Below are 22,012 nucleotides of genomic sequence, written 5' to 3'. Positions count from 1 at the left end.
ATATTTTAGGTCAGTAGTCAGCAAATGATTTTCTTTGAGGACGTTTAAAAATTGATAGTGAGGCATCAATTGGTTTAATTTGACTTCAACTTTGGTAAAGGGAGTGTTTGTAGTGAGACCGGAATTAATTGCTTATTTGGATGATAATCGACCTTGGCAGCAGGAAGATATCGCTGCTGACAAGTTAACTTGTATCAATTATGCGTTTGGTAAGATAGCCGGATTAAAAATTATTCCTAAATTGAAAAAGATTCAATTAATTAATAATTTGAAGAGGACTTATCCACACTTGAAAACTTGTATCAGTATTGGTGGCTGGAGTGTTGATGGTTTCTCTGATGCGGTTAGTACTGATCATCATCGGCAAATTTTCGTTGATAATTTAGTGGCATATATGCGCGAGTATGATTTTGATGGGATAGATTTAGATTGGGAATATCCGGGGATGGATTTGGCTGGTATTAAAGCCAGTAGTGCGGATGCACAAAATTTTTTATTATTGGTTCAATTATTACGAGCTAAATTAACTCTTTTTGGACAACAAGATCATCGTTATTATCGGCTAACGGCTGCAGTTGGTGCTGCACAAAACTTATTAGTAACCATGAGTCCAACGACTGATTATCAATATGTTGATTATCTCGATTATTTAAATGTTATGACTTACGATATGCGTGGTAGTTGGACTAAACAGGCTGGTCATCATACTAATTTATATTCATACGCAACTTCGACAGGTCAATTAAGTGTTGCAGACACAGTTGATCGACTAGTACGCAACGGTGTTAGTCCAACGAAAATTGTGATTGGTGCTGGTTTTTACAGCCGCGATTGGTTTGGTTTTGATCCGCAAGTCAGCAATCCTGTTGGCGCGACAGCCAGCACGTATGGAACTCAAGCAACTAATTATGTTGACTTACAACCGTTATTGGCATCAGAACCAGAAAATTTCTTTTGGGATGATCAGGCGCAAGCGCCGTATTATTTTAACGGTTCACAATTTTCGTCATTTGATAATCCTCGTTCTATGAGCGCCAAAGCAAAATATGTGTTGGAAAATAATTTACGAGGTTTGATGTTCTGGGAATATTCGCTAGATCCTAGTCAAACTTTGCTTACTGCGGCTGCTCAGGAGTTTGTCGAAAAAGATAATACTTGAAATATTTTGTCCGCAATAAAAGGCCTAGACAAGTAGTTGTCGTATTTGGGCTTGATGTTTTGACATTGATTAAATGATAACAATATACTCATTATGAATTAGTTATTTTCGACGATGAGTATTTTGTTGTCATTTTTTATTTATCAATAAATCATGCTTCTGGGGGGAAGACTTAATGATGAAGAATATTAACCGTTTATTAGCGTATAGTTCTGGCAGTGAAAATAAAGTTTATGAACGTTTCTTTGATGTGGATCACCAACAAAAATTTGAATCAATTTTTTGTATGGGGAATGGTTATCTTGGGTTACGTGCAACTCACGAGGAAACTTATCCTGATCAAGTGCGGGGCTTATTTGTTAATGGGACTTTCCAGTCGGCTAGTGGCAGTACCGTGCCAGAGCTGCCTAATTTTCCAGATATTGTTGGTAATGAAATTAATCTGGATGGACATTTATTTGATTTGACGCGGGGGAAGCTGAGTCACTATAAGCGTTATTTGAATCTTAGTAATGGTGAGTGTGTTCGTAAAGTTGATTGGGAGCTGGCTGGGCAGAAGTACCATCTAGAATTTCGGCGCTTCGTGTCCTTTGCTGAGAAGCATTTGATTGCTGCCCAGATTAAAATAACTCCGGCTCAGGCAACGACCTTAACGTATACAACTTCGATCAATGGTCAAGTCGGCAATCATGGCACGCAATATTTCGCCGATGGGCAGCAGCGTCATGAAAAGGATGATGGGCTATCTTATCGCTTTTCGGGGTTAGATAAGAATTTGGATGCGGTGATTTATCAGTTGAACACCATGAGTCAGGATCCAGAAAAAGTGACGGCCTCAGTTGATCGCCGGCGCATTGATAAAATTTATGAGTTTGCTTTGGCCAAAGATCAGACGTTTTCCTTCGAGACTTATTCTGCAATTACGACTTCCCGCGACCGTGACGCAATTTATCATGATCCTGAAAGCTTATCCCATCGTGCGCGTCATGTGGCCAGAGCCGGAAAAGATAATGGTTATCAGAAGAACCGGTTGCTAAATAGTCGTGCTTGGAAGAAGGAAGTTTGGCAAGTCGTTCCCATTGAAATCACCAGTACTAACTCACTGGATCAGCTGTTACTTAATTTCGGCCGCTATCATTTACACGTGATGACTGCCAGTAATGATGATCTGACCAGTATTGCCGCTAAAGGCTTATCTGGCGAAGGTTATAAAGGCCATGCTTTTTGGGATACGGATATGTTTATTTTCCCTTATTTCCAGTATGAGTTTCCTAAAATCGCACGCCATCTGATCAATTATCGCTATCAGCAATTGCCAGCTAGTCGGCGTAACGCCGTGACGAACGGCTATCGTGGTGCGCAATATCCTTGGGAATCAGCGGATGTCAATCATGGTGAGACCACGCCGAAATGGGCCAGCTTCAACATTGATACTGGGAAACCGTCGCGCATTTGGACCGGTGAAATCGAAGTGCATATTACGGCAGATGTCGCTTATACATTAATGCAGTATTGTGCTGGTTTGCCAGAAGACGATGATTATTTTATGACCCATGGTTTAGAAATTCTATTTGACACCGCCCACTTTTGGACGAGCCGGGTGCGTTATGATCAGCAGCGACGGCGTTATGAAATCTTGGATGTGATTGGCCCGGATGAGTACAAGGAGCACGTTGATAACAATGCCTACACCAATTACATGGCCTTCTACAATATGGATAGTGCCCTCCAGTGGATTTTTAATCTAAAAAATAATCCAGTTGCTTATGCGCGTTTTGATCAAGATTTCAATTTGACTCAACTTCAAGCGGATTTGGAACGCATTACTGCTAATTTTTATTTGCCTAAAGTCAACGAAGATAATATTTTGCCTGAGAATGATACTTTTTTAAGATTGCCTGACTTCAATACTTCGCAATTTCAAAATCCGGCTGGTGATCACTTGTTACGCGATATGAGTATTGACACCGTGAATCAATATCAGATTTGTAAACAAGCTGATGTGGTACTGCTATTACAGGCTTTTCGTAAATACTTCACGCAGAAATCAGTCACGACCAATATCGATTATTATGAGGCCCGCACGCAACACGACTCGTCGTTATCATACGGCAGCTATGCGATTGTTCGGGCGCGCAATAATCAAGCAGCGCAGGCCTATGACTTGTTTCATCAAGCCGGCTTGGTTGATTTGAATGACAATCCCAAGGCATCCGACGTGGGCATCCATGCTGCCGCCATGGCCCAAATTTGGAATTCAGTTGTCCAAGGATTTGCTGGCGTGCAAATTGAAGATGGTCTGCTGAAATTAGCCCCCCACTTACCGAAAGAATGGACCAAGTTAACTTTCCCAATTTTCTGGCGCGGCGAGAAAATTTATTTTGAAATCACGGATCAGGAAATAGTGATCAATAATTCCGGTAAAGCAGCAATTTCAATCATCCAAGATAAGGGGAATATAGTCGAAATACCAGGATATAAAACGATAACTTGTAGATATTGAATTTTGAGATACACAGTATTCTTACTGAGTATTTTAAGATAGAAAATGTTAACTGTAAAAGACTAAAGAATGGCTTTGCCATGATTTAGTCTTTTTTAGCTCGGTCAATAATATTAAAATTGATTTTTCATAAGGGAGTGTAGTTGTTACCCAACAAATTTACATAGTTCCAAATTGCATGATGATAAGGTAAGAAAATGTATGTACATAAAGGATCAAATAAAATTTCAATTACATTGAGATATTAACTTGCTATTTGATTTAAAGAAAGAGTGAGTCTAAGTGATTACGTAAGGGATAGAATGAATTTAAACTTGGGAGATGGCTGCCTAAGGGAAATATTGATGGATATTAAGAAGAAAGGATGATGGCTTCAACTAGAATGTCATATGAAGTTGTTTAGGAGAAGCTGTCCACATAATAAAAAATTGGTAATTACAGATTTACGTCAAAGTGTGTTTTAACCATATAAATTAATGGCTATTTGAAGATATCTGCAGCAAATAAATTCAAATTTTAGGAAAAGCAATTGATTTCTAAATGGAAACGCTATATACTGTTAATCGAAACGTTTCGATTAACAGTTTTAGTGTAAATTAGCTAAATATATTTGGACTTGCTAGTAATTTTGTCCTGAGAAGATTGGAGTGACTTAACACGGTGTTAGAGAAAGCAGAAAATCAATTACGCGTTGCTAGCTATAATTTAAGCTGTATGTCCCAGCAAAGTAAAAGCGTTGCTCAAGCAAGGTTATTGGTTGAAGAGGAGATTGATATTGCCGGTTTGCAGGAAATTAATTGGCGGAATCATCGTTTCTCAGGAACTTGTTATAATACTTTGGATTATTTTGATTCATTTCCAAATCATGCCTTTGGTGAAGCTAGTCCGTTTGGTGGCGGAAGTTATGGTAACGCGATTGTTAGCCAATTGCCGTTTCAGCAAATGGATAATTGGCACTATGATAATGGCAAATTAGGGAAAGTTCATGAAGCTGAATTAATATCTGCTTACGCTAATATTAATGCGTCACAACCCGAAACAGTGCAGTATCGGAATGATTTATTTGATCAATATGGTTTAGCAATGATTGAACCAAGAGCATACCAACGAACATTGTTAAGTGTGGCTCATCAGCTGATTGCATTTTATAATACGCATTTAAGTTTCGAATCAGCAGAGTTGCGACGTAGTCAAATGAAGCAATTGCGTCGGGCTGTCTTAGCTGATTCAACGCCTTATAAAATTATTACTGGTGATTTTAATGCGGATCTAAATACAACAGATTGGCAAATTTTTCAACCAGAGCTTGTTTTAGCTAATGGGTATCATGGCGTTTGGCGAGATACATTTATTGGTATTGATCCAGCAGTTCAGGTGAACTCGATTGACAATATTATTGTGAGTCCGAATATTAAAATTAATAAGGTATGGACGATACAATCGACAGCATCAGATCACTTGCCACTTGTTGCCGATTTGGAATTAAAAAAATAAACGTTTCACTTAATGTTAGAGAGTGGGTTTTAGTGTGAGTTCAGAAAAAGTACAAAAATTAATGCAACAGATGACGATTGAAGAAAAAATTGGTCAATTAATTCAATTAAGTGCCGATTTTTTCCAAGATGGTCAAGCGGTAATTACAGGGCCAATGAAGGCGTCAAAACTGACTTTGAAGACAGTTTATACAGTGGGCTCTGTCTTAGGTATTTCTGGGGCTAGCCAAGTTCGAAAAATTCAGCATGATTACTTGGCTAACAGTCGATTAAAGATTCCTTTAATGTTTATGGCCGATGTGGTCCATGGTTACCAAACAATCTTTCCAATTCCCTTAGCTTTGGGAGCAAGTTTTAATCCAGAAACGATGAAAATAGCTTCGCAAGTTGCTGCTCAAGAATCCGCAGCTGGTGGCATCCATGTAACTTTTGCACCAATGGTTGATTTAGTGCGTGATCCTCGCTGGGGTCGGGTCATGGAGTCTACCGGTGAGGATCCATACTTGAACTCAGTAATGGCAGCTGCTAGTGTTCGGGGATTTCAAGGTGAGAATTTGGATAATCGCCATGTTGCTGCATGTGTAAAACATTTTGCAGGTTATGGTGCACCAGAAGCAGGTCGCGAATATAATACAGTCGATATTTCTGAATGGCGTTTTAGAGAACAATACTTACCAGCTTACCAAGCGGCAATTGATGCACAAGCATTATTAGTTATGACTTCCTTCAATACACTTTTTGGCGTTCCGGCTACGGCTAATCAGCATTTAATGCGTGATATCTTGCGGAAGGAACTTAAGTTTGATGGGGTTTTAATTTCTGACTGGGATGCCATTGCGGAATTAATAAATCATAGTGTGGCTGGGGATTTACAAACTGCTGCTGATTTGGCTTTAAAAGCCGGCGTTGATATTGATATGATGGCTTTTGCATACTCTAAGTATTTACAAAAGGCTGCTAGTCTTGATGCCAAAACTGCCGAGTTAATTGATGAGTCAACTCAACGCATTCTTGAATTAAAAGATCAGCTTGGTTTGTTTGATGATCCTTATCGTGGTGTGAGTGAAGTACGTGAGCATAATGAAATTAAAACTAGCGAGAATTTAAAAGCTGCCCAAACGGCTGCTGAAGAGTCTGTCGTATTATTGAAAAATCAAGGACATGTATTGCCCTTGACTAATACAACCAATGTTGCCTTGATTGGACCCGTGGCAGACACAGGTGATTTGCTGGGAAGCTGGTCATGGCAGGGACGAACTGATGAGACCACCACGATTCGTGAAGCACTGACAGCCCAGATGCCCCATCTTAAATACGCAATGGGAAGTCACTATCGAGCCATTAATCTTGCCGATATGAAGAATGCAATCAACATTGCTCGTCAACAGGACGTGATTGTTGCAGTGTGGGGCTTACCGAGCTCAGAAAGCGGCGAGGCAACTAGCTTAACTGATATTAAATTACCGGCAGAGCAATTGCAGCTCCTCCATGAATTAGCCAAGCTTAACAAACCGATTGTTAGTGTAATCATTGCTGGTCGACCGCTGGACTTAACGGAAGTTACGGCGTTGTCAGATGCCATTTTATTTGCATGGTTCCCTGGTTCTAAGGGAGCTAATGCTGTCAGCCGAATTTTACTGGGACAAGTTAATCCAAGCGGTAAATTACCGATGACCTTTCCACGTTCAGTTGGCCAAGTGCCGATTTATTACAACCATTATCGTACTGGTCGCCCAATTACCAATACACCTGAAGATGCCGAAAATAAATACCAATCGAAGTATATTGATGAACTAAACTCACCACTATATCCGTTTGGCTTTGGCTTAAGTTATGCTGAAATTATGATTGATTCAGTCAAACTTGCTGCAACAACTATTGCGACAACCGATCAGTTACAAGTAAAAGTTACTTTAACTAATCATTCAGCAGTCGCTGGCAAGACAGTTATTGAGACTTACGCACATCAAAATGTTGCTGAAACTGTTCGACCAGTTGAAAGTCTAATTGATTTTGAGAAAGTTTCTTTAAATGGAAATGAATCTAAGACGTTCACATTAACTATTCCTTGTTCGCGCTTAGCGAATATTCATCTTGATTTAAGTAAACAAGTTGATGCTGGACAATATAGTTTATTAGTAGGTCTAGATTCAGCTAATCTGATAACAGTGCCATTTACGCTGGAATAGTAGTTATAATCTGTAGAAAAGAGGAATATAATGCCCCAGTTAGAACAAAATAAATTAAAAGTAACCTTATTACAAAACGGTGCGATTAGCCAAATCATTGATGATGGCATTATGGTTAATCAAGTCAAAGGTAATGCTTTAGATGGTAGTTTAAATAATATTTATTTACGGATAAAATCAGCAACAACTGAAAGCTGGGACTATCAGCCCTTGATGGGACCACAGGCCAATAATAAAGTTAAATACAGTACTAATACAGTTGTGTGGCAAGGTAATTTTCAACAGGTTGACTATGTTGTTAAGCTGTTACTTGCTGACGACGCCTGGTTTTGGCAGATAAAATTAACGAGTGTCCATGAATGTATTGCTGACTTAACTTATGTTCAAGATTTGGGATTAGGTGAAGAAGGATTTGTTGCCAGTAATGAAGCCTATGCCTCACAATATCTAGATCATTTCATCAGTCGTCAAGACCATGCCATTGATATTGCGACTCGTCAAAATCAAATGCAGCAAAATGGTTATCCATATTTGCAAGAGGGTTCATTAGGGGAACTGAGTAGTTTTTCAACCGATGGTATTCAGTTCTTCGGCACTAGCTATCGACAAACTAATGAACCAGAAGCAATGAAACAATTGAATTTGGCTAATAAGAATTATCAATATGAAATGGGTTTAACGGCCCTAAGAACTAAATTAATTACTGTGGGTCCGAACGTCAGTGAAACAGTATTTTATGCCGCTTTTAAGTCAGATCAGCCCAATGCAAACCAGACCTTATTAGTCTCAAACCAGACTGTAAGACAAGCCTATCAAACTGCTTGTGCCCAAGAAGTGGTACCAACTAAGTTACTAGTGATGACACAACCAGCCGTAACTATTGGGAAACCGTTGGCTGGGGCTGAATTAACAACTGCAGAATGTCAAAAAATGTTCCCAGTCCAAAGTCAGGTAGAAACCCAGGATGATCAGGTGCTTTCATTCTTTACGTCAAATAATGCGCATGTTGTATTGCCAAGTAAGGAAATTCGCCAGCAGCGGCAAACAGGCAATATTATTTTGGCCGGGCGAACAATTAATCCGGGAACACCATTATTAGCGGCAACGCAATTTATGTCTGGCATTTTCCAATCGCATATCGTTTTCGGTAACACTAATATGAATATTCTTGAAACGAATGTACGTGATCCATATAATTTGTTTAAAGTTACCGGGACACGAATTTATTTAAAGATCGCTGATCAATATCGATTACTGGGGCTACCTTCTGCATATGTGATGAATTATAACGGAGCTGACTGGTATTACAAACTGGCTGATGATGTTCTGATTGTCAGTAGCGATGCGGATAGTCAACATCAACAAATTAATTTACGTTGGCATTCACTTAAAGCTAAAAAATACGATCTTTTGGTAACCGCACAGTTAGATACTGCCACATTAGGTGACACCCCTCAGATTTCGACCAATCAATCTAAAGTAAGTATTACGCCAGCAGCCGATACGCTAATGGCAGAACGAGTAGCTAAGTTAGGTTATCAATTTGATTATCATGAATATCAAGGTAAGACATTGACCCTAGGTGATGAATCGTTGCTTTTAGGGAAAGGCCAATACGAACCTACACAACAATTAGTAGCAGTTTACCAAGCAACTTCAAGTTTTGAGATTATGACGGGTTTGAAAGGGGCAACAATTGTCCCGATGAATCTTAATCAAATTCGACAAGATCATGCGGCCTATACGGAGCATTTACTGCATCATTTTGAATTGAGTTCAGAAGATAGCCAGCAGCAAGATGAAATTGCGCAAACAAATATCATTATGCGTTGGTTTGCCCATGATGCATTAGTTCATTTATTGTCACCACATGGTCTAGAACAATATGGTGGCGCCGCTTGGGGAACTCGTGATCTTTCTCAAGGACCAACTGAATTTTTCTTAGCAACAGGGCATTATCAGCAAGTTCGCCAGATTATTCTTAAATTATATAGTCACCAGTTCGTTGAAAATGGTAATTGGCCACAGTGGTTTATGTTTGATGAGTACCGCGATCAATTTGCCGATGAAAGCCATGGCGATGTCATTGTTTGGCCTTTAAAAGTGGTGGCTGATTATTTATTGGCCACTGATGATCAGGCCATTCTGACGGAACCTTTGCCATATATGTCATTAACCGAGAAAAAGTTTACGGCTGAAAAAGTTACTTTGGCAGATCATATTAAAAAGCAAATCGCGTATATTAAAGATCATTTTCTATTCGATACCTATGTTTCTGCGTATGGTGATGGTGACTGGGATGACACTTTACAGCCAGCAGACCCCAAGCAAAAAAAGGTTATGGCCAGCACATGGACAGAAGAGTTAACCATCGAAACGATGCGTAAAGGTCAGGCAGCATTTACTAGTAATCAAGACTTAGTTAATTTGACTGCTGATTTAGCAACTAAAATGAAAATTGATTTCGATAAATATTTCGAGCAAGATCAAGTATTACCTGGTTTCATTCGCATGAATTCGCAACATCAAGTGACACCATTAATTCATCCTAATGATGGTATTACGGGGATTGATTATCGTCTATTGCCATTATCACAAGGAGTTTTAAGCGGTATCTTGACTGATGAAAAAGCAGATCAAGCATTGGCGTTAATTAAAAAACATCTTTTATTCCCAGATGGTGTTCGTTTAATGAATAAACCGTCGACATATCATGGCGGGACAAGTGTTATTTTCAAACGTGCGGAACAAGCTGCTAATTTTGGTCGGGAGATTGGTTTGTTATACGTTCATGCTCATATTCGCTATGCGGAAGCTATTGCCACACATGGTGATCGCGCGACTGCTTGGCAATTACTAAACCTCGTGAATCCAATTAAATTACAAGATCGGGTCGAAAATGCAGCGCTTCGCCAAGCCAATACCTATTTTTCTAGTTCTGATGCAGATTTCAGTGATCGTTATCAAGCACAAAATGAGTTTGAGCGACTGAGATCACAGACCGTACAAGTTAAGGGTGGCTGGCGTTTATATAGTAGCGGGCCTGGAATTTATATTGGTGCGATGTTAAATGATATTTTTAATGTTTCCTCAAAAAAAACGTTTAACCAAGAAGCTTTTTCGAAAAAAATAAGTTTTGCATCAGGCGTTAGGACAACAATTAGCCGTTGAAATCAAGGCATTTCAGCAATTCATTTTAAATTAATTAGTAAACACTATTGAAATCGGTTGCAAAATGCGTATAATAAATTTTAGAAACGTTTCGATAGATTGTATTAAGAGGAGGATATAAAATGCATTTCAAGAAAATTCTAGGTTTGGCTGCTGTTGCAGCAAGTGCAATTTTATTAGCATCTTGTGGCAATAACTCATCTAAATCTTCGTCGAAGGCAAATGATACATTAACATTTTGGTATGGTGGTGACGCTGATACTGCTGTTAAACCAATCGCTAATGAGTTCACTAAAAAAACTGGGGTTAAGGTTAAGATTCAAAGTATTCCTTGGAGTCAATACAACGACAAGTTATTAACAGCTGCTGCATCGAAGACGGGCCCTGATGTATTAGTTGTTGGGACAACACAAATGCCTAACTTTGTAGGTTCTAAGACATTGATGGATATTACTGACACTGTTAAGAGTGATAGCAGTATTGCACCAGATAAATTCTTTACAGGTTCTGAAAATACAACTAAATTCAATGGTAAATATTATGGTTTACCTTGGTATGTTGAAACACGAGTTCTTTATTATCGGAAAGATTTACTGAAGAGTGTTGGCTATAATCAAGCCCCTAAGACTTGGGACGAGCTTTATGATGCCGCTACTAAGTTGTCAAAACGTGGTAAGAATATGTACGGATTCAACGTTGATGGTGCTGAACCAACTTTTGGTTTTATGTTTGCTCGGCAAAACGGTGCCACTTTACTGAAAAATGACAAACCACAATTTAACAAAAAAGCAATGGTCGATTCACTAGAATATCTTAATAAATTTACCAAGAATGGTGCTTCACCAAAGCAAGATACTAAGTTATCAATTGGTCAATCATTTGGCGGTAATGGCCCTGTGCCAATGTTTATCTCTGGACCATGGATGATGTCAAGTATTAAAAACGATGCTGGCCTGAAAGATAGTCAATGGGGTGTTGCTGAATTGCCTAAAGGTAAAGTCAGCAATATGTCAAGTACCGGTGGTGGTGATTTAGCCGTCTTCAATTACACTAAGAATAAAAAGAATGCCATCAAATTTGTTAAGTTCATGTCTAAGAAAGAAAATCAATTGAAGTATTACAAGAATAGTGATTCAATGCCAACCTTGAAAGCTGCTTGGCAAGACGAGTCTCTTAGCGATTCACGGATTCAAGTATTCCGCAAGCAATTAAATAATTCAGAACCAATGCCTTTAATTAAGCAATGGGATCAAATTGGTCAAAATTATTTGAAGGCTTGGGAACAGATTGCATTAAACAATGCGGATGTTCAAAAGACAATGGATACTTTCAATACTCAAACAGAAGAATTAATTAACAAATAGCAATGACATCGTCCCGTTGGAAACAATGGGACGTTTTGCTAAGTGAAAGGGGATAATGAGTATGGGTAAATCAATTCGGAATCGTTTGATGCCGTATACTTTCGTGTTACCGGCTTTATTGCTGCTGTTTTTGTTCTCATTAATTCCAATCTTGATTGCACTGGTGATCAGTTTTACTGGTCTTGATATTACAGGGTTAGGAAATTGGTCAACTGTTAAATTTGTTGGCCTGGATAATTTTGTTAAACTTTTTCACGATTCACAGTTCTTACAATCAATAGGTAATACCTTGTACTATGTTGTGATTGGGGTGCCGTTAGTTGTACTATTATCGTTAACTGTCGCAATTCTAATTAATTTTGGCAATAACAAATTCTTTTCATTTTTGCGGTTAATTTTCTATACACCTTCAATTACTAATACTGTAGCAGTTGCCGTTGTTTGGACATACATGTACAATCCTAATATGGGCTTGTTAAATAATATGCTTGGCAAAATTGGCATTGGCCCATTGCAGTGGTTAAATGATCCCGCAACAGCAAAGATTTCTTTGATTATTTTAGCTGTGTGGAAAGCCATTGGGTTAAACATGTTGATCTTTTTAGCAGCATTACAAGGAATTCCACGTTCGTTGTATGAAGCGGCTGAATTAGATGGCGCTAATTGGTGGGAACAAACCCGACACATTACTCTTCCTTCACTTCGTTTCTCAATCTTCTTTGTTAGTGTGACAACTTTGATTGGTTGGTTCCAGTTCTTCGACGAACCATTTGTCATGACCAAGGGTGGACCATTGAATAGTACAAATTCAGTTGCCCTGTTCGTTTATCAGAATGGTTTCCAGAATAGCAACTTTGGTTATGCCGCTGCTGGTTCATTTATTATGTTTGCAGCAATCATTGTGGCAACTTTAATCCAATTTAAGATTCAGAAGAAACAACAAGGCGAATAGGAGGCGGACAAGTTGGATACAAATTTTCGTAGTGAAAGAAAATTATCAAAAGGTGTTGTCGGCTTGATCTTAGCTTTCTGGGGGTTAATGACGATTTTGCCGTTCTTATGGATGTTTTTATCTTCCTTCAAGAGCAATGCGGAAATCTCACAGATGACTCAGAATTTCCTACCGCAACATTGGACACTAATGAATTATAAGAACTTATTTGTCAGCGGTAATTTTGGCGTTTATTTAAAAAATACTTTGATTATCACATTGGCATCATTTGTTGGCTTATTGTTTAATGCGATGGCTGGTTATGGTTTTGCTAAATTTAAGTTTAAAGGCAAAGCGTTCCTATTTATTGCAGTTTTATCAACAATGATGATCCCAGGCCAAGTCACGATGATTCCTGTTTATTTAATCTTGAATCAATTACACTTAACCAATACTCTATTAGGCATTATTTTGCCCGGATTAGTCGGTGCCTTTGCAATTTTCCTATTTAGACAATTTATGTCAAATATTTCTGATTCGATTATTGAAGCAGCCCGGCTTGATGGGGCTAGTGAATGGTACATTTTCTGGCATATTATTTTGCCAATTTCAAAGCCGGTTCTGGCTGTTCAAGGTATTTTAACCTTTATAGGTGGTTGGAATGCATTCTTATGGCCATTAATTATTGCCAACGATCAGAAGTACTATACGTTGTCAGTTGGGTTACAATTATTACAGGGTCAACATACGACTGATTATGGTTTACAAATGGCTGGTTCTTCATTCATGGTTATTCCAATTATTATTATCTTTTTAATTTTCCAAAAATATATTTTACAAGGCTTCAATGTTCAAGCTGAAAAATAAATTAAGTTGGGAGTAATTTAGGTGGTAGGCATTCGAGAAATTGCAAAAAATGCGGGTGTTTCTATTTCAACTGTTTCGTATGCATTAAATGGTAGTTCTAAAGTTACGGAGGAGACCCGTGACCGGATTCTTGCGATTGCTAAAGAGTTGCACTATACACCCAATATTGCTGGTCGAACTTTAAAGAAACAAAAAACAAATATTATTGGCATGTACGTCACTGATTTTGGTGGTGAATTTTATAGCCATATGATTGATGGCGTTGCCAGCGTGCTTAAGCAACATCATTATGAGTTGATTGTTGGTACTGGTGGTGGTCGTTCGCGCTCGTTTATCTCACAACGATTTGTTGATGGCGCGATTATTTTGGATGCTAATTTTACTGATGATTTAATTCATAATTATGCGGATGATGGTAGCAAACTCGTGGTGATGGATCGCGAAATGAAGAATAAGAATGTGCGGCATGTATTGTTGGACAATGCTGAGGGTGCCCGGCAAGCTATTGCTGCTCTAAATGATGCGAATGTTGACCACTTTGTTTTGGTAACTGGCCCAACAGATTCATTTGATTCGCGAATTCGATTGCAAGCAGCAATTAAACAAGTTGAGCAGATGACAGGTAAAACAATTTTAGTGATTCCTAGTGACTTCACAATTGCTGGCGGGCATCGCGCGGCAAAATCAATTATTGAAATGAGCTTGCATAACATTGGCATTTTCGCCTTAAATGATGAAATGGCAATTGGCCTTTACGAGGAATTCACTGCTAATCAAGTGATCGTTGGTCAATATGTTAAAATAATTGGCTTTGATAATGATATGTTAGGTCAGTATTTGCGACCACAATTAACAACGGTCGATTATTCTAAACATCATTGGGGTGAAGTTGCGGCTGAAACGTTAATCAGTTTGCTGGAGGGTGATAAGGTGGATAATCAATTCATTCATACCAAAGTGATTCATCGGGGCTCATTAGGTGAGAGCCAGAATTAGTTTTTCATGAAAAGTCCCCACAATCAATTTTTGATTATGGGGATTTCTTCTGTTTATGATAGTTAAAAAGAGTTTATAAGGAGTATCGAGAAAGTGGCATTAAATCATTTGGAATTTTATGCAGAAAGTTTAGGCATGAGAACCAGGGTAAATTTAATCTTGCCGGAGCGACCTAAGAAAAATTTGGCAGTCTTATTGTTGTTGCATGGATTAGGTGATGATGAGAACGTTTGGTTAGAACAAACAAAATTAGTCGCTTATGCTAGTGAACAACAAGTTGCGATTGTGATGCCTCGCGTTGATCGTAGTTATTACACGAACGAAGTCAATGGGAGTCGCTATTTTGATTATCTAACAGAACTTCTAAATCGTGTTCGGCAGTGGTTTAATTTGACAACTGAACGTAATCGTACATTTGTTGCTGGCGTGTCTATGGGGGGATTTGGCGCCTTGAAAGTCGCTTTAAATCATCCTGAGCTATTTGAGCAGGCCTACTTACTTTCTGCTATGGTTGACATTCAGGCAAGCTGGCAAGCACATCCAGATCGCGATGCGTGGTACAGCAGTCTTTTTGGTTCCGAAACTGCAATTAAGGAGACCAAAAATGATTTAACAGGTTTGGTGCGGTCTTGGTCGGCTGATAAGCCTAAACCGGAAATCTATCAGATTTGTGGTGATCATGACCCCTTTTATGAAATTAACCTCAGACTAAACAAAAATCTGCTTGCAAGTCACTTCAAGAGTAGACTTAAAATTGTTCCAGGTGCTCATGAATGGCGAGTTTGGGATGATGCCATCCAAGATGTTTTGGCTGATATTAGGAAACAGATAAGCTAAGAATTAAAAAGAATCTTTGAGAGTAGCTAATGCTAAATTCTCTCAAAGATTCTTTTTTAGTTTTTTGAATAAAAACAAGAAAAGTTAATATCTTGTTTGTAATTACCAAAGTCATGTCCGAAAAGGGTTAAACCACCTTGATTGATCGATTGAGGGTCAATGCCAATTTTTAAGCGAATGGTTTTTGAATGGTCCAGGTTTAAATCATTAATTGTAACATCGGAAATGTGCTCTCCGTCCATGGCCGTGTCGCTTTTTAAAATTCGTAGGTGTTTTAGAAGACCATATTGACTAAATTCTGATCCCCACCACTTAGGCGTCAATACACCGCGAACGTCAGAGTAATTACCAGATACCGTCCAGGTGCCGAGTTTAATACCATTTAACCAAAAGCTAATATCACTGGGCCAATTATTATTAGATTGGGGAAATTCTGAAGAAATTTCAAAGGAAATATCAATTAGCTCTGGGTTACTAACGTCAAGCAATTTATTAGGGATAATGTATTCAACAAAACCTGATGAAAACCAAAGCAGAGTAGCCGAAAAACGATCGTTGGATAAAAAGATATTTGGGTCATCAAATTTACCAATAATTTGTTTATAGTTCGCCATACCACAAGTTGGCCGGATGTTGTCAGTATTGAAATAGTTGCCAAGTGGAATATTGTAGCTGAATTTTTCGAATTGGGGATAAATTCTTTCGGGCATGTTGATTAAAATATTATCAGTTTTTAAAAATAAAACACGGCGACGTTTATCTGAAGCAACCATTTCAGATTGCTGAATCAAGCCAGCTTGTTCCAAAATACGGGCATGTTTTGAAATGACAGCCTTACTGTAATGCAACTTCTGAGAAAGCTCAGTAATCGTTGCTGGCTGGCGAATCAATAAATTAATAATGTCAATTCTTGTTTCCGAGTCAAGCGCATGTAAAATTGGCAAATTGTTTTTATCTAAGTCAATCTCCAAGTTAATCACTCCTTATTGTTTCCCTAACGGCTAACAACATTATAGCTAAACTGTTAGATTTAGTAAACTTATTTCGAGTTTTAGTTAAAAAGCCGAAAAGTTACTAAACTCTCTTGATAACAAGGATACACGAGTTTATAGTGCTACTTGTAAGCGCTTAATGAAACGGTTTTGGGTTTTGCAATCAAATATATTAGTAAACGTTCGCGTTGACTATAGGAGGAATATGTAATGAAGGCAAGAAAACTAGTTTTATCGTTATTGGCAGTAACTGCAGCGTTAACTTTAACCGCTTGTGGGAAATCCTCAAGTAGTTCCAGTAGTTCCAATTCTAAGGAAATTGTTTTTTTGGAACCCATTCACTGGCCCTGATGGTAAGAACATGCAGGCAATGGTTGATCAATACAACAAGACCAACCCCAAATATAAGGTGAAGAATATCTCCATGAAAGAAGGGGATATGTATACTAAGATTCCAACCGTCGTGAATTCTGGTAAAAATATTCCTGATTTGAATATTGTTCATGCCGAACGAATTAAACAGTATAAAGACAATAATATGTTGATTTCTTATGATAAGTACTTAGGCGATTATCCCGAGATTAAGGCTAGTAATTATGTTACTGAGGCATGGAATATTGGCGATTTAGATGGTAAACGATACAGTTTGCCCCTAGACATTCATACATTCCAAATGTATTACAACAAGGATTTAGTTAAAAAGTATGCGCCTAAAGCGCTGGATGACAATATCGTTACTTTTGATGAGATTCAGGCTGCTGGGGAAGCTGCGAAGAAAGATAAGATTACGGGACTAGGTGTAACTTGGTTTAAGCCAAATTTTCTTTCTCTATATGCCCAATATGGTGGCAAATTAACTAAGAACGGTACTGATGTCACGTTAGACAATGCTGATGGGAAAAAGACCTTAGAAAAATATGTTGCCATGTATAAATCTGGCATTACTTCTCGCGATGGTCAGGATCCAGCACAGCTATTCCAAAGTGGTAAAGAAATCTTCTATCCAGAGGGTATTTGGATGCAAAATCAAGTTAAAGCCGCTAAATTTGAATGGGGAATGATTAATGCACCACAATTATCTTCCGACCTAAGTAAAGCAGTTAACTGGTCGTCTTCACATCAATTCGTCATGTTCAAGAGTAAAGACCGGGATGCTGCTAAGACAAAGGCAATTATGAAATTCATTGCTTGGGTTCGTACACATTCTCAAGAATGGGCAAAATCCGGACAAAATCCTGCTTCTTTGGCAATTAAGGATGATGCAGCTTATAAGAAGATGGGACAGTCATTCTTGATTAATACACCTGAAGAACAAGCTACGATGAAGATTTTTGATTATAAGTATAATGGTTTTGTCGCTGATTCCTTGGACAAGCACGTTGGTGATGCTATTTTCGGTAAAGTTTCAATAGAAAAGACGCTTCAAACAATGCAAAAAGAAGTTCAAGGAAAAATCGATAAAGATCAAGCAAATAAGAAGTAGCCAATTCATAAAAGGGGGCAGTTTATCATTGACGAACGGCCTTCTTTTATTAGTTAGGGAGACAAAACATGGATGCACAAGTCGAGAAAAATAATATTAAACACGTAAAAAAAGATCGCCATCTAACACCGTGGTTATTTGTTGCACCACATTTAATTATTTTTGCTATTTTCTTTTTGATTCCTGTTATTTTCGGGATTTATATCTCATTTACCAATTGGGATTTAATGGGATCGCCAAAGTTTATCGGTCTGGCAAATTATAAAGAACTACTTTTTGATAATAGTTCCGTCTTTTATGAACAATTACGAACTGGTTTAAAGAATACCTTTTTATTCGTAGTTATTTCAGTGCCATTTTGTATTATCGTGCCCTTGCTGATGGCCTTGGCATTAAATGTAAAACCTAAATTAGGTAAATTCTTTCAAGCACTATTTTATTTACCTTCACTCTTTGCAATTTCTGCAGTCGTTATTATCTGGAATTTAATGTTTAACGTGGCTTATGGCCCAATTAATAATATTTTTCATTTAAAGACGGTTTGGACTGGGACTCAGCCATACGCTTGGATTGCCATTGTGGTTGTCACAATTTGGTGGACTATTGGCGGTAACATGATTATTTATCAGGCTGCGCTAAATGGCATTTCTAAAGATTATTATGAGGCGGCTGAAATTGATGGTGCTACGCCAACTCAGCAGTTCTTTAAAATCACATTGCCAAGCATTCGTAGTCAAATTCTGTACACAGTTGTGATGACCACAATTGCCCAATTCAATATTTACGGTCAACCATTAATGTTGACTAATGGTGGTCCTGACAGTTCAACGTCTGTTCTTCTAATGTACATTCAGCAAAATGCGTTCGGCTCGGGTCAATCAATTGCTGGGATTGCTTCGGCTATGGCAATTATTTTAGGCATTTGTATCATGATTGTTTCCGCAATTCAATTCGTATTCTTACGGGATAATTCGAGGTAAACGAAATGAGAAAAAATAAATTAGGTTCAAGAATTATCGCATTTACCTTTTTACTGATCTTGGCAATTATTTGGGTAGTGCCGTTGATTTGGGGTATTGTTACTTCGTTTAAAAGCGAGGCTGAATTCTCGACGATAGGTTTCAAATTTCTACCAATCAACTGGGTATTAACCAACTATACGGAATTGTTGGTTAATAATGCTAGTACACCTTTGTTTCATTGGTTTGCTAATTCGATGATTATTTCAGTTTCAAATACTGTTTTAGTCTTGATCGTGGTTTCGTTATCTGCTTTTGCGTATGATCGGCTACAATTCAAAGGTAAAAATGCCTTGTTTTATTTTCTGCTAGCGACAATGATGTTTCCTAGTGTTGTTAACATTATTCCGCTTTATAAAATTATTGATTTACTGGGTTGGGTTAATACGAAATGGGCGATGATTGTACCTGGCGCTGCCGGTGTTTTCAATATCTTTTTAGTTCGGCAATTTATGTCAAATATTCCCATTTCATTTGATGAGGCAGCCCGAATGGATGGTGCCAGTGATTTTACTATTTTTAGAAAAATTATTTTACCGCTAACTAAGCCAGTTCTTTATGTGGTCGCATTATTTACTTTTACGGGATCTTGGAACGATTTTTTGTGGCCGTCAATTGTCTTTAATGATATTGATAAAATGCCAATTACGCCGGGACTACAATTATTACAAGGTATGTATCAATCTCAACCGACTTTATTAATGGCAGGTGCTTTTATCGCGATTGTGCCAACGTTTATTTTGTATTTATTTGCTCAGAAGTACTTCCTACAATCAATGTCACTTTCTGCCGGTGTTAAGGGGTAAGCTATGAAAACACAATTAAATCGTAAATTTGAACGGGTACTAATTCGAGTTTTAGGCGGTTGGCAAATCGCCGATGGATTAATTACTATTTTAATTTATGGTACTTATTTGAAATTAAATGGATCGACCCATGGATTGAAACTTGATCCCCGAGTTAGTCAGGCTATCTCCGCATTATTTGGTAGTCTATATACTTTCAGTGTCATGTTTGGCGTACTGCTGATTGGGTTAGGTATTTTTAATCTTTATTTAGCAAAAACATGGTTTAAAGATAGTTATGTTTCTTATAAATGGCCGATTTATTTATTGATTTTGGGAATTTTAGCATACTTTTGTATGGATATTATCTCAGTAGCGCTAGCAATTGTTGCTGGTGTTGTTGCCTTATCAAAAAACAAAGCTTTAAAAAATAAAAAAGATGGAGCTAAAAAATGTCAGAACTGGAACATCCACAACCACAATTTAGACGAAAAAATTGGCAGTCTTTAGACGGTCAATGGCGATTTATGTTTGATGATCAGAACTTAGGCACCGAAAAAAATTGGGCAAGCGGATTACCAAAAGACGCCCAAACAATTATCGTACCTTATGCGTATGAAACAGAGCAGAGTGGGATTCATGATGAGGTGTCACATCGTTACGTTTGGTATCAGCGGGAAATTGAGTATCAGAAGGACAGAAAGCTAACATCAACTATACTGAACTTTGGTGGAATCGATTATATTAGCACGATTTATTTGAACAATGAGCAGGTTGGTACTCATCAAGGTGGCTACACCAGGTTTGCGTTCGATATTACGAAGTATCTTCATGAAGGATCTAATCAGTTAGTCATTAAAGTCGAGGATAATAATGACACAACTCAACCACGTGGTAAACAGCGTTGGCGCAAGGAAAACTATGAGTGTTGGTATGTTCAAACTACTGGCATTTGGAAATCAGTTTGGTTAGAAAAAATTCCAGGTAATCAGCGAATTAGCAATTTTAAGGTGACGCCGAGCATGGACCTTAAAACAATTGATATTGAGCTAGAGACTAAGACTAGTGCTGTAAATAATTATCTGGCTAATGAAGTACGAGCGGTTATTCGTTATCAAGGGCAGGTTATCAATTCAGTGCAAAGTCCGCTAACGTCAACTGGATGTCAATTTGAAATGTCTGTTGAGCAAAGGGACGAACCCTTTCCTTGGAGTATCAAAGCTTGGACCCCAGAACAACCAAATCTTTATGATCTTGAACTAACCTTAATAAATAAAGTCGAAATTGAAGATCAAGTTCAAACTTATTTTGGGATGCGGCGAATTGATATTAAGGGTCAAGAAATACTTTTAAGTGGTCATCGACTATATCAAAAGTTGGTCTTACATCAAAATTATTGGCCTAAGAGTGGTTTGACACCGACCGGAATTTCAGAAATCACAAATGATATTCACTTGATTAAAGCAATGGGTTATAACGGTATCCGGCTGCATCAATCGATTGCTGATCCGCGGTTATTATTTTTGGCTGATAAATTAGGACTATTGGTTTGGTCGGAAATGGCAGCAACATATCAATTCAACAACCGGGCAATGAGTAATTATTCCCAGGAATGGACTGATATTGTTAAACAAAACTATAATCATCCGGCGATCATTACTTGGGTGCCGTTTAATGAATCGTGGGGAATTGGCAGTGTCGAAACTGACGAAAAGCAGCAATCTTTTGTTAATAGCATTTATTATTTAACTAAAGCATATGACAACATGAGGCCCGTGATAACCAATGATGGTTGGGAACATACTATTTCTGATATTTTGACGTTGCATGACTATGAGCTTAGTGGTGAAAAATTCCTAGCAAGATACCAAGATTTTACGAAGCTGACGAGTGATGACTATCAGCCGAATAATGATCGGTTTGCTTTTGCAAATCACTACCATTATCAAGGACAACCAATTTTGGTGACTGAATTCGGTGGCATTTCATTCAAACAGGATCATGGTTGGGGCTATGGCATGCAGGCGGAAAGTGAGGTAGATTTCTTTAAACGGTTTGCTACTATCCATCAAGCAATTAAAAAAATTCCGTTTATTCAAGGATACTGTTATACGCAATTGACAGATGTCCAGCAAGAAACGAATGGTTTGCTGACAATTGACCGTAAACCAAAAGTAAGTATACAACGAGTTAAAGAAATAAATGATCAGGATTAATGGAGTG

General features: G+C 38.1%; 17 protein-coding genes. 16 read left to right on the top strand and 1 reads right to left on the bottom strand.

What is annotated here, in order from left to right; genetic code table 11:
• Positions 1 to 112 precede the first annotated feature (112 nt).
• From EKM81_RS00605 to EKM81_RS00560, 10 genes are all read left to right on the top strand, one after another.
• The gene (locus EKM81_RS00605) at positions 113 to 1,159 is read left to right on the top strand and encodes a glycoside hydrolase family 18 protein (protein ID WP_164509136.1); all 1,047 of its coding nucleotides are present in this window, start codon (positions 113 to 115) and stop codon (positions 1,157 to 1,159) included.
• 175 nt (positions 1,160 to 1,334) lie between these two features.
• Entirely contained in the window at positions 1,335 to 3,662 is a 2,328-nt protein-coding gene (locus EKM81_RS00600) for a glycosyl hydrolase family 65 protein (RefSeq protein ID WP_125646833.1), read from the top strand.
• A gap of 660 nt (positions 3,663 to 4,322) precedes the next feature.
• Positions 4,323 to 5,156, top strand: a complete 834-nt coding sequence (locus EKM81_RS00595) for an endonuclease/exonuclease/phosphatase family protein (protein WP_125646830.1) — start codon at positions 4,323 to 4,325, stop codon at positions 5,154 to 5,156.
• 34 nt (positions 5,157 to 5,190) lie between these two features.
• A complete protein-coding gene (gene bglX / locus EKM81_RS00590) occupies positions 5,191 to 7,344 on the top strand; it encodes a beta-glucosidase BglX (protein WP_125646827.1) in 2,154 nt (717 codons plus the stop codon).
• Between the two features lie 30 nt (positions 7,345 to 7,374).
• Positions 7,375 to 10,515 (top strand): GH36-type glycosyl hydrolase domain-containing protein, encoded by a 3,141-nt coding sequence (locus EKM81_RS00585; protein ID WP_125646825.1) that lies wholly within the window; start codon positions 7,375 to 7,377, stop codon positions 10,513 to 10,515.
• Positions 10,516 to 10,637: 122 nt separating this feature from the next.
• Positions 10,638 to 11,879, top strand: coding sequence for a sugar ABC transporter substrate-binding protein (locus EKM81_RS00580; protein ID WP_125646822.1), 1,242 nt, complete (start codon positions 10,638 to 10,640; stop codon positions 11,877 to 11,879).
• Between the two features lie 55 nt (positions 11,880 to 11,934).
• On the top strand, positions 11,935 to 12,831 hold the full coding sequence (locus EKM81_RS00575; protein ID WP_379880133.1) for a carbohydrate ABC transporter permease: 897 nt from the start codon (positions 11,935 to 11,937) through the stop codon (positions 12,829 to 12,831).
• 12 nt (positions 12,832 to 12,843) lie between these two features.
• Positions 12,844 to 13,677, top strand: a complete 834-nt coding sequence (locus EKM81_RS00570; protein ID WP_379880135.1) for a carbohydrate ABC transporter permease — start codon at positions 12,844 to 12,846, stop codon at positions 13,675 to 13,677.
• A 21-nt stretch (positions 13,678 to 13,698) separates the two neighbouring features.
• Complete coding sequence (locus EKM81_RS00565; RefSeq protein WP_125646816.1) at positions 13,699 to 14,673, top strand: LacI family DNA-binding transcriptional regulator; 975 nt, start codon at positions 13,699 to 13,701, stop codon at positions 14,671 to 14,673.
• 93 nt (positions 14,674 to 14,766) lie between these two features.
• Positions 14,767 to 15,510 (top strand): alpha/beta hydrolase, encoded by a 744-nt coding sequence (locus tag EKM81_RS00560; protein WP_125646813.1) that lies wholly within the window; start codon positions 14,767 to 14,769, stop codon positions 15,508 to 15,510.
• 56 nt (positions 15,511 to 15,566) lie between these two features.
• Here EKM81_RS00560 and EKM81_RS00555 read toward each other — a convergent pair whose 3' ends face one another.
• On the bottom strand, positions 15,567 to 16,490 hold the full coding sequence (locus EKM81_RS00555) for an ArsR/SmtB family transcription factor (RefSeq protein WP_225420128.1): 924 nt from the start codon (positions 16,488 to 16,490) through the stop codon (positions 15,567 to 15,569).
• Between the two features lie 222 nt (positions 16,491 to 16,712).
• Here EKM81_RS00555 and EKM81_RS11290 point away from each other — a divergent pair, with 222 nt between their 5' ends.
• The 6 genes from EKM81_RS11290 (at position 16,713) to EKM81_RS00530 (ending at position 22,005) form a co-directional block, all read left to right on the top strand.
• Positions 16,713 to 16,853 carry a hypothetical protein gene (locus EKM81_RS11290; protein WP_225420127.1) on the top strand — a complete coding sequence of 47 codons (141 nt, stop codon included), beginning with the start codon at positions 16,713 to 16,715 and terminating at the stop codon, positions 16,851 to 16,853.
• A 10-nt stretch (positions 16,854 to 16,863) separates the two neighbouring features.
• Complete coding sequence (locus EKM81_RS00550) at positions 16,864 to 17,985, top strand: extracellular solute-binding protein (protein ID WP_225420126.1); 1,122 nt, start codon at positions 16,864 to 16,866, stop codon at positions 17,983 to 17,985.
• Positions 17,986 to 18,053: 68 nt separating this feature from the next.
• Positions 18,054 to 18,965, top strand: coding sequence for a carbohydrate ABC transporter permease (locus EKM81_RS00545; RefSeq protein ID WP_125646807.1), 912 nt, complete (start codon positions 18,054 to 18,056; stop codon positions 18,963 to 18,965).
• Positions 18,966 to 18,970: 5 nt separating this feature from the next.
• Positions 18,971 to 19,810 (top strand): carbohydrate ABC transporter permease, encoded by an 840-nt coding sequence (locus tag EKM81_RS00540; RefSeq protein ID WP_125646804.1) that lies wholly within the window; start codon positions 18,971 to 18,973, stop codon positions 19,808 to 19,810.
• Between the two features lie 3 nt (positions 19,811 to 19,813).
• Positions 19,814 to 20,299 carry a hypothetical protein gene (locus tag EKM81_RS00535; RefSeq protein ID WP_125646801.1) on the top strand — a complete coding sequence of 162 codons (486 nt, stop codon included), beginning with the start codon at positions 19,814 to 19,816 and terminating at the stop codon, positions 20,297 to 20,299.
• Positions 20,242 to 22,005 carry a glycoside hydrolase family 2 protein gene (locus EKM81_RS00530; protein WP_125646798.1) on the top strand — a complete coding sequence of 588 codons (1,764 nt, stop codon included), beginning with the start codon at positions 20,242 to 20,244 and terminating at the stop codon, positions 22,003 to 22,005. The genes EKM81_RS00535 and EKM81_RS00530 overlap by 58 nt, the downstream gene beginning before the upstream one ends.
• Positions 22,006 to 22,012: the final 7 nt, after the last annotated feature.

Source organism: Lapidilactobacillus gannanensis (genome assembly GCF_003946675.1).
Lineage (GTDB): Bacteria > Bacillota > Bacilli > Lactobacillales > Lactobacillaceae > Lapidilactobacillus > Lapidilactobacillus gannanensis.
This window is presented reverse-complemented; position numbering and strand designations above follow the sequence as displayed.

Excerpts from the sequence above, each read along its gene's own strand:
- EKM81_RS00575 (WP_379880133.1), top strand. The coding sequence starts at position 11,935 with ATGAGTATGGGTAAATCAATTCGGAATCGTTTGATGCCGTATACTTTC.
- EKM81_RS00540 (WP_125646804.1), top strand. The coding sequence starts at position 18,971 with ATGAGAAAAAATAAATTAGGTTCAAGAATTATCGCATTTACCTTTTTA.
- EKM81_RS11290 (WP_225420127.1), top strand. The coding sequence starts at position 16,713 with ATGAAGGCAAGAAAACTAGTTTTATCGTTATTGGCAGTAACTGCAGCG.
- EKM81_RS00535 (WP_125646801.1), top strand. The coding sequence starts at position 19,814 with ATGAAAACACAATTAAATCGTAAATTTGAACGGGTACTAATTCGAGTT.
- EKM81_RS00550 (WP_225420126.1), top strand. The coding sequence starts at position 16,864 with ATGCAGGCAATGGTTGATCAATACAACAAGACCAACCCCAAATATAAG.
- EKM81_RS00600 (WP_125646833.1), top strand. The coding sequence starts at position 1,335 with ATGATGAAGAATATTAACCGTTTATTAGCGTATAGTTCTGGCAGTGAA.
- EKM81_RS00530 (WP_125646798.1), top strand. The coding sequence starts at position 20,242 with ATGTCAGAACTGGAACATCCACAACCACAATTTAGACGAAAAAATTGG.
- EKM81_RS00545 (WP_125646807.1), top strand. The coding sequence starts at position 18,054 with ATGGATGCACAAGTCGAGAAAAATAATATTAAACACGTAAAAAAAGAT.
- EKM81_RS00580 (WP_125646822.1), top strand. The coding sequence starts at position 10,638 with ATGCATTTCAAGAAAATTCTAGGTTTGGCTGCTGTTGCAGCAAGTGCA.
- EKM81_RS00585 (WP_125646825.1), top strand. The coding sequence starts at position 7,375 with ATGCCCCAGTTAGAACAAAATAAATTAAAAGTAACCTTATTACAAAAC.